Source organism: Lysinibacillus canaveralius, assembly GCF_047301505.1.
GTDB lineage: Bacteria > Bacillota > Bacilli > Bacillales_A > Planococcaceae > Lysinibacillus_B.
In genome coordinates this window covers 1,457,096-1,469,690 of the sequence record NZ_CP154840.1, presented here as the reverse complement: position 1 = coordinate 1,469,690, position 12,595 = coordinate 1,457,096, and the positions used below count along the sequence as shown (strand labels likewise).

Genomic DNA, 12,595 nt, shown 5'->3' with positions numbered 1-12,595 from the left:
TTTCACCGCTCCAGTAAGCAGCTTTTCTCTAAACAGAAAGCGCAGTGATCGGCCATGACCAGATCCTGCGCTTTTTCCGGCTATTATGAGCAGAACGCTTCCGTTTGCTTTTCCGTCAGCTCGATTTCAAATCCTAAATCTTCAAGCATCAGATAATCACTGTTGACCTCTTGGCCTTCAGTCGTTAAATAGTCACCTACAAAAATACTGTTGGCTGCATACATACCAAGCGGCTGAAGGGAGCCTAGATTCACCTCGCGCCCGCCAGAAATACGAATTTCCTTTGTCGGGTTTATATAGCGGAATAACGCCAGCACCTTCAAACAATAGCGCGGGTTTAATTCCTTCGTTCCTTCAAGCTTTGTCCCGTCAATCGCATGCAGGAAGTTAACCGGGATGGAGTCAGCATCCAGCTGATGAAGCGCCCGTGCAATCTGTACAACATCCTCTTTTGTTTCCTTCATTCCGATAATGGCTCCTGAGCAAGGGGAAATACCGTGCTTTTTCACAACTTCCACTGTATTGACACGGTCTTCATACGTATGAGAAGTAGTGATATAAGAATGATGGCGTTCTGATGTATTTAAGTTATGATTGTAGCGGTCCACTCCCGCTTCTTTTAATTGCTGTGCCTGTTCTTCCTTTAACAGTCCAAGACATGCACAGACTTTCAAGCCGTACTTTTCCTTGATTTCTTCCACTGCTTCACTGACGACGTTTACATCCTTACGCGTCGGGCCGCGGCCGCTTGCCACGATGCAGTAAGTGCCGATTTTATTTTCAAACGCACGCTTTGCTCCTGCCAAAATCTCATCTTTCGTAATGAACGGATATTTATCAATAGGTGCTGTTGATTTTGAAGACTGGGAACAGTATCCGCAATCTTCCGGACAGTAGCCGCTTTTTGCATTCATAATCATATTCAATTTAACCTTTTTGCCGTAATAATGCTTGCGGATCGCGAAAGCGCCGTCCATGATCTTTAACAACTCATCATCATCACTATTTAAAATTGCCAAAGCTTCTTCATTGCTAATGATTTTTCCCTCAATCACTTCATTTGCCAATTGTAACCAGTTCATTTTCTCTTCACCCTTTTTCATGTAATAGTTTATATGACCGAGCAGTGCGGAAAACATGGTACAGCCGCTCTGCCAGCAGTGCCGTCACGATTGCCAGACAAAAGTCTGCGACAATACTGCTTAAAAATCCGACTAGAAAAATATGTGACCAGCTCGTTTGAATGTCCAGCCAAAAATTCAGCGAGACATAAAGATACGGTACGGCAATCGCGTAAATAATGAGCAGCCCTGCAACATTTGCACCGATAAAGTGCTTTTTCGTCGGTGCCTCGATTCTTTCAAGCATCCAGCCAATGAGAAATGCTGCAGCTGCAAAGCCGATTAAATAGCCAAATGTCGGCTGCAGCACATATGTAATGCCACCACCCTGCGTAAATACAGGCAACCCAACTAAGCCGACGCCTATATACAAAAGCTGACTCAGTATACCGTTGCGGCTGCCAAGCAGGCATCCTGCTAAAAACACAAATACAATCTGCAATGTGAAGGGAACGACTGGCAGCGGTACTTTAATAAAGGCGCCGATTGCTGTCAAAGCAGCAAACATTGCCATCATTACAAGAGAGAGTGTTGTTGATCGCTGCTGCATACCTTTTCCTCCCGTTCTGCAAAAAATGTCTCAATTGTTTGTCTTGTTGTCTCGATCATGAAACGCATCTCTTCCTCTGAAATAACATAGGGCGGCATAAAGTATAAAATATTGCCAAGCGGCCGTATAAGCAGCCCCTTCGCTAGCGCCCTCTGATAGATTTGATAGCCGATGCGCTCTTCACCAGGCAGCGGCTCCTTTGATAAAGGGTCTGCTACAAGCTCAATTGCGCCGACAAGTCCAATCTGCCGATATTCTCCGACATATGGAAGGTGACTGAATGCTTCAATTGCCAGCTTTCTCATGAGATCCCCTTTTTGTTGAACCAGTTCGATATAGTTTTCCTCCTCGAACATCGTTAAGACTTCCAGTGCTACCCGACATGCCAGTGTATTGCCTGTGTAGCTGTGGGAATGTAAGAAGGCTTTCATTGTGCCGTATTCATCATAGAAAGCGTCATAAATTTCATCAGTCGTCAGCACGGCAGAAAGCGGTAAGTACCCCCCTGTCAGCCCTTTGGATAAACACATAAAGTCCGGTGATATACCTGCCTGCTCGCAGGCAAATAAGGTACCCGTGCGTCCAAAACCGACTGCTACTTCATCTGCAATGAGATGTACATCATAGCTTGTACACAGCTCGCGCAGCTTTTTCAGATAAAGCGCAGGATACATTTTCATGCCCGCAGCTGCTTGGATTAAAGGCTCGATAATGACTGCAGTAATTTCCTCGTGGTGAGCCTCCAGTTCCTTTTCTATAAAATGAATGCACTGGGCCTGACAGCTATCGGGTTTATCATGAAACGGACAGCGGAAACAATCTGGTCCCTGCGCCCGCACTGTATCTAGTAAAAGCGGCTGATAGACTTCGTTATAAAGATCCACACCTCCTACCGACAATGCCCCAAGCGTCTCCCCGTGATAGGCATCCGTTAAGGCCAGGAATCGTTTCTTCTGCGTCTTGCCTGTTTGCATATGGTATTGAAAGCTCATTTTTAATGCTACTTCAATCGATGCGGATCCGTTGTCTGCAAAAAATACTTTGTTTAAGCCGGATGGCGTTAAGGCGACCAATTTTTCCGCTACCTTCACGGCGGGTTCATGAGTGAAATTGGCAAAAATCACATGTTCCAATGTAAATGCCTGCTCGCTCAATGCCTGGCTGATCCGTTTATTTGCATGGCCGAATAAGTTCACCCACCAGGATGACACCGCATCTAAATAGCGATTACCGTTTTCGTCATACAGCCATACACCTTCCCCGCTTTTGATAACAATCGGAGGGAACTGTTCATAATCCTTCATTTGCGAGCACGGATGCCACACGTACTGTAAATCTCTTGCTTGTAAGTCAGTTAACGCTTGCTTCATGCTGCAACAGCCTTTCAAATAATGATGTATGTTGAATCGGGTAATCTATTACCTGTTGAATATTCTGAAGCTGCGGGACCACAGCATACGGCAATTTTTGATAGTGTAAAATAGTCTCGATATTATTCACTTCTATAGCTGTCTGTGTGTGTCCATTGAAGACAAGCCCGAGTACCTCTACTCTTCGTGCTGCCAAAGCTTCAAGTGTTAGCAGCGTATGATTGATCGTTCCAAGCTTTGTATGTGCCACTACAACAACCGGCAAACAGCTTTCCACGATTACATCAAGCAATGTACTTTTTCCTTCCGGTTCCATTGGTACCATGATGCCGCCTGCTCCCTCACAAATCACCACATCACATATTTGCTTTAATGTCTGTATATGCTGTATTAAGCGCTCCTGATCGATTTGCTGACCCTCCAGGTGTGCAGCAAAATGAGGAGATGCAGGCTCCTTGAACGAATAACTGTTCAGTACTGCAGTATTTAATTTTTGTAATGAGTATGTTTCATACATTTTTGTATCGTGATAATATGTTCTCCCCTGCTCAGTTACTGCCCCCGTTTGTACGGGCTTGTATGGCAATGTCCGAAAATTATGCTGCTGTAATTGACGCATGAGCAATGTAGTGATACATGTTTTCCCAACATCCGTATCTGTCCCGACTACCCAAAAATGCGGCATTCCTCTCACCTCTTTTTTTGTGTTAACTAAATATAATTTTAAGTTAACACAAAGTTTTTTATTTTGTAAATGATATTTTATATTTCTGAGATTTTTTAACTATGCTGCAGCCGTGTAATCATTACTTGTATCTTCTACTGATTTCCAATTAGCTTAAAGAATCAGGACTTTTTATGTGCCTGCCCCAAGAGTTTTCAATAACTTTTTTACAATGAAAATAAAATGCACGTATAAAAAAGCTCCATAGCTACGTGACCTGGTAAAACGTCTCTTGTAGTAAATAAGTTTCAGAGAATTTTCGTTTTACTTTTGTCGTTTATACAGGAATAACAATATGTTTTATAGCAGAAAATAAAACGATAGTTAGTTATACAAGGGAGGATTATCAATGGAAAAAGATATGCATTACGGAGATGATTATAAATACATTCCTACAACTTCTATAGGTAGCGGCGTCGGAATTGAAGTATTGCCTGATTTATACAGCTTCACTGTCCAAATTGTTAATGTGATATTAGCTGGCAATAAAGACGGCTTTGTTTTAGTGGACGCAGGAATGCCTGGGTCAGCCGATGATATTATTGCGGCCGTAGAAAGCCATTTTGGACCTAATAGCCGCCCGAAGGCAATTATTTTAACGCATGGCCATTTTGATCATGTTGGGGCTATTATTGATTTAGTGAAGCAGTGGGAAATTCCTGTTTATGCGCATGAGGCAGAATTACCTTTCTTAACGGGGAAGATGAGCTATCCGGAACCGGACCCAACTGTTGAAGGCGGTATGGTCGCAAAAATGTCACCAATGTTTCCGAATGAACCTATTAATTTAGGGGACCATGTACAAACTCTTCCTCAGGATGGCAGCATTCCCCACATGCCAGGTTTCCGCTGGATTCACACTCCAGGACATTCACCGGGACATGTATCATTGTTCAGGGATGAAGACAGAGCATTAATTGCAGGGGATGCATTTGTTACTGTCAAACAGGATTCCCTTTATAAAGTGTTAACACAGGAACTGGAAGTAACCGGTCCCCCAAGATACCTTACAACAGACTGGAAAGCAGCAAAGGAATCTGTCATAAAATTGGAAGCACTAAAGCCGACAGTAGCTGTTACGGGACACGGTATGCCGCTATCAGGTGAATTGTTAGCAAACACCCTAGGGAAATTAGTCCGTGAATTCGATACAATTGCCGTTCCGGATTACGGTAAGTATGTCAATAAAGATTTACAGTAAGCGTAGCTAGTATAGTCTTCCCTTTTTGATCGCTCTTCAGTAAAGTCTATACACATAAAAAAGCTGCTTTAAGTATCTCCGGGTTGTCACCGACAGATACATAAAGCAGCTTGTATTTAATTGTAGAACTTCGACGTAACGCCGCCTTAACGGCATTGCCCTTTTAACTACGTGCTTCCATTTTGCCCCCTGTTTCTTCTGTTGAGCTTCGTTAATAAAATGCTACTATCCTTTTCACACTTCATACTTTTACAACAATACCTTCCAACTAATAAGTAATATATGGTAAAATCAATGGAATATTTACTCCCTTTTCGTAGGGGAAATTGGAGGTGTCTGTGTTGCTATACGAGTTCATGTTATCAAATAAAGAGGCATTGCCCTTTCTATTTATTTGCTTTTTAGCTATATTTGCCGGCATTCACTGGCTTTTAGACCGGAAAGTTGATAAATCCATTCCCTATAAATGTCCAAAGCCTATTACATACACTCAAACAGGTCTAGTCCTTCTTTTACTCATCATAGGGTTTTCCTTCATAGATTCGAACCCTACCCTGAGTGGTTTAATTGTCGCCTCCTGCAGTTCCATTATTGCCGGCTTAGCCAGCTTCGTTGAAGGATTGTATGTCGGAGTAAATGTACCGGAATCCAAGAGACAGTGGACTCTTTATTTTGATGCTGCTTTTTCCCTGCTTTTTGGTTTTGCCATTCTTTGGGCAACGGGGAGCTGGCTGAAAGTATAGATAAACCGCTTCCCATAAGCCTTTAACAGATATTTTTATATGGGAGGTGTCGATAGTTGTTTGTTGTAAATGTAGAAGGAGCAATAAGAGGAAATGACAATTGGATTATTATCGAACGAAGTAATAAAGAGAAGCATGCTTGAGGCTTACTTTCACTAGTCGGCGGTAAAATAGAAACAATAGATCGCTCTTCGAATGTTTTAGAAATACATGGAGGCGAGAGATTTTTGAAGAAATCGGAATTCAGATAAAAAGGAAAACGAAATATATCCGTAGTACATCCTTTGTCACAGAGAGCGGCATCAATGTAGTAGACATTGTTTTCCTTTGTGAACATGAGTCCGGAAAAGCATTTGCCAAATGTCCTGATGAAATAGAAAATGTATGTTGACTTACAACAGAAGAAATACTCGGCCATTCCCTCTCCCCGATTTTTTTTTTAAAAAGTATTCAGGCTGCTGAACCTTTCTTTTAAGGCAGCCTGTTTTCAAAAAGGAACCCCTTGTCTTCTACGTATCTTCTTAATCGCACTCCAATCGGCGGCCCTCACTATTTTTCTCCTATATCAGCCTCAATCAAGCAATCGGCTGAATAATAAGCCTTGTTGCATTTCTTCATAAATTCCACTTTTATATTGAGAAAAATAACCAAATAAAAAAGTACTAATATGATTTTTATATAAATAGCCCTTTCAAATCTTCAAAAATTTCATAGATTACTTTATAGACGGTTTCTGTGCCGTTAAGAATCTATGAAAGGAGAACAAAATGTCATTAAAGAAGTTTAAATGGTACAACCGATTATACAGCAGACTTCAACCGAAACAGGTAACCGAAGAAATTGCTAGTACCCGTCTGGATGACGGTCAGCATAATAACAGGGTAGGCGTTGTACTTCCGGTGTATAACCAAGAAAGAAGTTATTTACTGGAATGTATACAATCAATAGAAAACCAAACCTATCGAGACTTCAAATTAGTTATTGTCATCGATGGCGCAAATGACGAGACTGTAAAAGCAGTTTATGAAGTTTCAGGTATTTTAACATGTCCCTATACCATTATTCACCGGACTGAAAATAAAGGGATCGCCTATTCGCTAAATGAAGGCTACGAGCACTTGCTAGATTGTTCCTATTTAACGTGGGTTTCCAGTGATAATAGACAGAAGCCTAATTTTCTCGAAAGATTGGTAGCAACAATGACTAGCGCTCCTTCGAACACCGTGCTTGTTTATTCTATGTATCAACCCATTGATGAACACGGGCAATCACATTCTTTTGGACAGGAATGGTACACAGCATTGTTTAATATGATGAATCGTCCGAAAGAGGAAATCATGTTGGCTTGTTTCGTTGGTGCTTCGTTTCTTTTCACAAGGGAAGCTTTTGAAAAGGCAGGCGGCTATGATTCCAAGTATCCATTAGTTCATGACCATGAGTTTTGGATCAAATTGATGCCGCTTGGTGAATTCAAGTTTATACCTGAATTATTGATGGAGTATCGCTTAAATGGGAAGCATTCTTTAACAACGATTACCCCAAGTGAGGAACTTTATATACAAAGTATGGCTGCAAGTGTCGAGCATAGGAGAAAAAATCTTGATATACCTAAAGTTACAGTTATTATTACAGCCCATAACCATGAAAACTATATAAAGGATTGTATCCAAAGTGTATTAAACCAAACTTATTCCAACTTTCACCTGGTCGTACTCGACATAGGATCAACCGATAGTACATTGGAGAAAATCTACTCGGTGCATGATTTGAGGCTGATTCCTGTGCATTTACACAAACGGCATAAAGCGAAAGCATTAAATATCGGCTTACGTTATGTATTAGGAGAATACGTCCTTGAATTAGATGGAGATGATTGGATCGACCCTAACACATTGGAGATTATGATAAATGAGATGGACAATTTACCTTCCAAGGTGGGAATGGCTTTTGCCAATCGAAAAGTTTGGTTTGAAGAAAATGGGCAGCTAATAGAAGGACCCGAATATAAAGGCATTCCGAGTTCAAATAAGTACGAAGTATTACAGAATTTCCAGACACACGCCCCTCGTATGTATAGACTATCAGCTCTTAAACAATTAAAAGGCTGGGTCACGTCGATAGACGGAGAACCGCTTTTGGCAGATGATTTCCTGATGTTTTTAAGAATTGTCGAACAGTTTGATATCCACTGGATCGACCAGACTCTATACCATCAGCGCCGCCATACCAATAATATAACGCTAATAGATAAAGAAAGATTAAACAGGCAATTTCGTGTCGTTGTAAATGAGACACTAAAACGCTGGGGAAATGAATACGAAGCACATTTCGAGGAAGCTGAAGGGTATATTACAACAATAAATTTAATTCCCCGGTAACGCAAAACAAAAACACTAATAGAGAAAGAGAGGTGTAACCACTTGAAGATTTTGATTGTTTTTGGAACTCGCCCTGAGGGAATAAAACTAGCTCCGTTAATTCAGGCAATAGAAAAATCAAAAGAATTAGAATGTGTATTACTTAACACCGGTCAACATAAAGAGATGTTAGATCAAGTGTTAGCATTGTTTTCTTTGCAGCCTAAGTATGATTTAAAGCTGATGAAACCTAACCAAAAACTAGATGAAATGATATCCGTAATGATAACGAGCATCGGTAAAATACTAGATATAGAAGAACCTGATCTTGTACTGGTGCTGGGTGACACTGCCACAACGTTTGCGGGAGCTTATGCTGCTTTTTTGAAACAGATTCCAATTGGGCATGTGGAAGCAGGACTACGTACATTTCAACTGTATTCTCCTTTCCCAGAAGAAATGCACCGAAAACTTGTCGCAAGCTTAAGCAGCTATCATTTTGCACCAACAGAAACAAACAAAAACAATCTTATAGCAGAAGGCATTGCAAATGAAAGGATAAAAGTTGTTGGAAACACTGTCATCGATGCACTTTTAGATATTACCAACAGAACATTTACTTTCCCTCCACACTTGCAAACGATAATCGATAGAGGAAAACGTATTATCTTGGTTACAACACATCGCCGTGAAAATTTCCATAAACTAAAAGGCATTTATAATGCATTGAAGCAATTGACCGAAGACTTCAACGATATTGAAATCATTTTCCCTGTCCATCCGAACCCCAATGTGAGAAAACAGGTAAATGATTATCTATTAACAGGTAGTAAAAGTGATCGAATCCATATAATGGACCCATTGGATTATGAGAGTTTTTCTCACCTTATGAAACAGTCCTATATGATTATCACAGATTCCGGGGGTATTCAAGAGGAGGCCCCTGCACTTGATATTCCTGTTCTTGTCGCCAGGGAAAGCACGGAACGTCTTGAGGGTGTAAAAGCCGGCACCTTGAAAATAGTAGGCACAAATGAAGCCGAAATTGTAAAAGCAGCCAGAACGTTACTTGAAGATTCTCAGGAATACAAAAAGATGGCTCAAATTCCTAACCCATACGGCGATGGAACTGCTTCCAGACAAATTGCCGACTTTCTAAAAAACCTGCAAGTAAATAAAGGGGTTTTCTAAAGCTTCGCCTGCATGGAGCAAGAAGGTTATTGTGGACTTACTAAAAAAGGAATGGGTGCTTTTGTGTATAGAATAAAGCACCCATTGATTAATAGAAAACCGGACGGAAATTTATGATTTTAAACCTTTTATGCTGCTGTCTGAGGTACTTAATTAAATAAAGCTTAAGAAATAACCTTCTCGCTAGCGAGATGGTTTTCTTCTACTATTCCATCGGCACCTCAATCGGGTCCATCGGCAATTCTTCACGCCCTTTTCCATACATCAGGCTCAGGATTATGGTCGGCTGAAAAATGAGTTTTGTTGCCCCTTCATGAATCGTACCGATTGTCTTTGTCCACTTATACGTAATCCCTGCGCCGCAGGAAATATCGCCTCCGCCGCTTTCGTAAACACTCCCTCAATCATCCGTTATTTCAAATAGAGGAGAAACGTCCGGCGATTTAATTAAACGCATTATTGGATAATAAGTTTGTCTACTACGATACATACTACAGATGAGGTGGGAAAATGACGATTGTACGATTAGGTTATGTTGCGATGAGTATGGAACTAAAAAATGCTTCTCCGTCTCAATCGATGACATTCACTCAATTTCAAAAAATTAAAGATCGTGAAGCGGCCATACGAAAATTAGAGCGAATTGCACTGACAAATTTAGAACATACACTTAGGCTATTAAAACATAATGTCTTTAAAGAAATTCATTTCTATCGCTTAACCTCTCGATTGATTCCTTTAGCTAACCATGAAGCACTACCTGATTGGAATTATATAAAACCATTATCAGAGAAGTTAACTGAAATAGGCGCGTACGCAAGAAAACATAATATACGAATTGATTTCCATCCTGATCATTTTGTCGTCGTTAATTCACCAAGAACAGAAGTAGTCAGAAACTCTTTAAAAACGTTAAAGATGCATTATTTATTGTTAAAGGGAATGAAAATAGATCCGACGCACCGATGTGTTCTACATGTTGGTGGGAACTATAAAGAAACCGAGAAATCTTTGGAGCGATTCGTTGATAATTGGATGGATGTTCCAAGAGCAATTCAAAAGATGGTTATGCTTGAAAATGACGATACTTCTTTTACAGTTGATGATACGTTATATCTATGTGAAAAATTAGAAATACCACTTGTATTTGATTATCATCACCATCTCGCTCATCATTATAATGGAAAATGGGAGGATAAGTGGGACCGAATTGTAGCGACTTGGAAGGATTCACCGTTGCCAATAAAAATGCATATTTCAAGTCCTAAAAGCGAGAGAGAATTCCGTCATCATTCTGATTATGTGGACGTAGACATGTTTTTCAGATATTTAAAAGAAATCAAAGGAACAGTACCGGAAATACATTGTATGATTGAGGCAAAAAAGAAAGATGAAGCGTTATTTCGTTTGATTGAGCAAATAAAACATAGAGAAGATGTAGAAATGATTGATGGATCTTCCTTTTATTTAAAGTGATAATCACTGGCACTGGAGAAATCTCCAGTGTCAGTATAGCCCTTTATTCCATTGACTTTCGCTTTCTAATCAAACAGACAAAATTTGTGTAGTAATTGCTCTATGTAAAAATGTGAGGTATCAGAAACTGAAACCATTAGATTCTTCGGTAAAGGATGATCCCCTGGGCCTTCCCCTTTTTCTAGGAAAGCGCCCGATTGTTGAAGATGATTATTTAAGGTAAAGCAACTGTTACTTCAATAACGCTTCTTAGGATATAAGCGTTCTATATATTTCTCCTATAATCCCTTCCATCTGATGAACACCTAATTCACTATTTGTCATGATGACTGCCTTTTTTTCTAAATAAGGAAACGCCGCCATCATACATTGAAAACCTACTCCCCAACCGAGTGATTGAATTTCTATTTCTTTTTCAGAACCTGCTGGAAACACACCTAGTCCAACCCAGCCTTTTCCTCTTTGCGGTCTATCATGTCTTTTATTACAACGGTTCTGATAATGCTCTAATTACCATTTTTATAACTTAACTAAATGAAAAGTTACTTTTCAATTATGTTTTATTTCCGGCGTTCTGAATTTTATAAATCCCCTGCTTCCATACTCCTAAACTAAAAAAGCGAAGAAAAATCCTTATCTAAATTTTGTTCTGTAGTCTAATTTGCCAGTGCATTTATTCAGTTGCGTTTGAATACTTAAAATTTCACGCTAATTTTAACTAACCTGTATTTGATTTTTGAAAAACACCTCGTTCATCTGCTCTAGTCTATTATTTCAATTAGAGGTCTTCTGCGGTTAACATTTTTACTGTCTATGTAACGGGTATTTGTTTATTCTAAATATTCTTTTGTACTTTGTATTTTTCTGTGATATTAGAGGGCTTTACTTTTTTGATCATGTATAGCGTGGTTTTACTTCTCATCTTCCACTACTATTGCAGCAATGTTATGACAGGGAATACGTAAGGCTCAGCTGGTTCATCTATTACTTTCCAGCTGGTCGCTTTGATAATGGGCATCTCATACCCATCATAGGTCGTAACATCCAGAACGCCCTCCATTTCGAGCCAAGTATCTTCCTCAAACATACTTGCTTCCTCAAACTGCGTTAGAAATCCAAGGACACTTGCATCTGCCAGACAGTGGGTAATCATAAAGCGAGATAATACAAGCTGGTCACTCGTAAAGCCTTCCTCCTTAAAGACAAAGCCGCTCATTTTAATTTTCCTGCCAATATAGTCTTGAGGCGCTTTATTAATGGATCCGTAATAAGAACCGAAAATATCTTCTCTCATTTCAATGGTTTCTGATGCCTGAAGCAACTTCTTTTTGTCATCCAATTCTTCTTCCGACATATAATTGTTGTTTGGTATAGGATTATATTCTTCCGAGTAAATATCTATATTCTCTTTTTCAGTAAGTGATTCAGCATTCTCCGTTAAAGATGGCTTCTCGCTTGGATCCTCATTTCCTTTGCTTATTTGCGCAAACAACCCTTTATTTCCGGCAATCTTTGCATTCAGTGTAGCAGGTTCAAAGGTGAACCCTGTAACCATCGGAAATGCAATAATACTATAGCCGAAAACTTTTCGTAAGCTTAACACCCCATTGCCGTGATGGTCATGCTCACACCCTGACGTGCAAACATGTCCGGCCCGCTTTTTCTTTTGCAGAATCCGAAAGATTTGAATCAGAAAAAGACAGACAAAAATAACCATAGCGATTTTACTGATGTATTCATATTTTGGGTTAACATATTTCAAAATGTCCCCGCTGCTATGAAGCATAATGAAAAACGAGGCAAATATACCTAAAATAATGGTCTTGATAATATGTTGAAAATCAACATACATAATCTGTCCT

Annotated in this window: 10 protein-coding genes and 2 pseudogenes; 6 read left to right on the top strand and 6 right to left on the bottom strand. The window is 39.9% G+C overall.

Going from position 1 to position 12,595, the window contains the following annotated elements:
• Window positions 1-83: 83 nt before the first annotated feature.
• Genes bioB through bioD form a run of 4 tightly spaced genes read right to left on the bottom strand, consistent with a single transcriptional unit; the run spans window position 84 to window position 3,726 of the window.
• A complete protein-coding gene (gene bioB / locus AA0Y26_RS07320; RefSeq protein WP_413366459.1) occupies window positions 84-1,082 on the bottom strand; it encodes a biotin synthase BioB in 999 nt (332 codons plus the stop codon).
• A gap of 7 nt (window positions 1,083-1,089) precedes the next feature.
• The gene (locus tag AA0Y26_RS07315; RefSeq protein WP_413366456.1) at window positions 1,090-1,671 is read right to left on the bottom strand and encodes a biotin transporter BioY; all 582 of its coding nucleotides are present in this window, start codon (window positions 1,669-1,671) and stop codon (window positions 1,090-1,092) included.
• Window positions 1,638-3,041 carry an adenosylmethionine--8-amino-7-oxononanoate transaminase gene (bioA, locus tag AA0Y26_RS07310; RefSeq protein WP_413366455.1) on the bottom strand — a complete coding sequence of 468 codons (1,404 nt, stop codon included), beginning with the start codon at window positions 3,039-3,041 and terminating at the stop codon, window positions 1,638-1,640. Before bioA ends, AA0Y26_RS07315 begins: the two co-directional genes overlap by 34 nt.
• Complete coding sequence (gene bioD / locus AA0Y26_RS07305; RefSeq protein WP_413366453.1) at window positions 3,022-3,726, bottom strand: dethiobiotin synthase; 705 nt, start codon at window positions 3,724-3,726, stop codon at window positions 3,022-3,024. The genes bioA and bioD overlap by 20 nt, the downstream gene beginning before the upstream one ends.
• Window positions 3,727-4,114: 388 nt before the next feature.
• Here bioD and AA0Y26_RS07300 point away from each other — a divergent pair, with 388 nt between their 5' ends.
• The 6 genes and pseudogenes from AA0Y26_RS07300 to uvsE all read left to right on the top strand — a co-directional run bounded on the left by AA0Y26_RS07300 (window position 4,115) and on the right by uvsE (window position 10,733).
• Window positions 4,115-4,966 carry an MBL fold metallo-hydrolase gene (locus AA0Y26_RS07300; RefSeq protein ID WP_413366451.1) on the top strand — a complete coding sequence of 284 codons (852 nt, stop codon included), beginning with the start codon at window positions 4,115-4,117 and terminating at the stop codon, window positions 4,964-4,966.
• Window positions 4,967-5,322: 356 nt separating this feature from the next.
• A complete protein-coding gene (locus AA0Y26_RS07295) occupies window positions 5,323-5,709 on the top strand; it encodes a hypothetical protein (protein ID WP_413366449.1) in 387 nt (128 codons plus the stop codon).
• A gap of 56 nt (window positions 5,710-5,765) precedes the next feature.
• Window positions 5,766-6,184 (top strand): annotated as a pseudogene (locus AA0Y26_RS07290) (NUDIX domain-containing protein).
• A 292-nt stretch (window positions 6,185-6,476) separates the two neighbouring features.
• Window positions 6,477-8,087 (top strand): glycosyltransferase family 2 protein, encoded by a 1,611-nt coding sequence (locus tag AA0Y26_RS07285; protein ID WP_413366448.1) that lies wholly within the window; start codon window positions 6,477-6,479, stop codon window positions 8,085-8,087.
• Between the two features lie 42 nt (window positions 8,088-8,129).
• Complete coding sequence (gene wecB / locus AA0Y26_RS07280) at window positions 8,130-9,257, top strand: non-hydrolyzing UDP-N-acetylglucosamine 2-epimerase (RefSeq protein ID WP_413366446.1); 1,128 nt, start codon at window positions 8,130-8,132, stop codon at window positions 9,255-9,257.
• A gap of 510 nt (window positions 9,258-9,767) precedes the next feature.
• Window positions 9,768-10,733 (top strand): UV DNA damage repair endonuclease UvsE, encoded by a 966-nt coding sequence (gene uvsE / locus AA0Y26_RS07275; protein WP_413366443.1) that lies wholly within the window; start codon window positions 9,768-9,770, stop codon window positions 10,731-10,733.
• 249 nt (window positions 10,734-10,982) lie between these two features.
• On the opposite strand, the pseudogene AA0Y26_RS07270 reads toward uvsE, so the two are convergent.
• Window positions 10,983-11,201 (bottom strand): annotated as a pseudogene (locus AA0Y26_RS07270) (penicillin-binding protein); the annotation flags it as partial.
• Window positions 11,202-11,664: 463 nt separating this feature from the next.
• Window positions 11,665-12,585 carry a TIGR03943 family putative permease subunit gene (locus tag AA0Y26_RS07265; RefSeq protein ID WP_413366441.1) on the bottom strand — a complete coding sequence of 307 codons (921 nt, stop codon included), beginning with the start codon at window positions 12,583-12,585 and terminating at the stop codon, window positions 11,665-11,667.
• Between the last annotated feature and the right edge of the window lie 10 nt (window positions 12,586-12,595).

Coding starts and splice junctions, on each gene's coding strand:
- AA0Y26_RS07295 (WP_413366449.1), top strand. CDS start 5,323: ATGTTATCAAATAAAGAGGCATTGCCCTTTCTATTTATTTGCTTTTTA.
- bioD (WP_413366453.1), bottom strand. CDS start 3,726: ATGCCGCATTTTTGGGTAGTCGGGACAGATACGGATGTTGGGAAAACA.
- bioA (WP_413366455.1), bottom strand. CDS start 3,041: ATGAAGCAAGCGTTAACTGACTTACAAGCAAGAGATTTACAGTACGTG.
- AA0Y26_RS07265 (WP_413366441.1), bottom strand. CDS start 12,585: ATGTATGTTGATTTTCAACATATTATCAAGACCATTATTTTAGGTATA.
- AA0Y26_RS07315 (WP_413366456.1), bottom strand. CDS start 1,671: ATGCAGCAGCGATCAACAACACTCTCTCTTGTAATGATGGCAATGTTT.
- AA0Y26_RS07285 (WP_413366448.1), top strand. CDS start 6,477: ATGTCATTAAAGAAGTTTAAATGGTACAACCGATTATACAGCAGACTT.
- uvsE (WP_413366443.1), top strand. CDS start 9,768: ATGACGATTGTACGATTAGGTTATGTTGCGATGAGTATGGAACTAAAA.
- bioB (WP_413366459.1), bottom strand. CDS start 1,082: ATGAACTGGTTACAATTGGCAAATGAAGTGATTGAGGGAAAAATCATT.
- AA0Y26_RS07300 (WP_413366451.1), top strand. CDS start 4,115: ATGGAAAAAGATATGCATTACGGAGATGATTATAAATACATTCCTACA.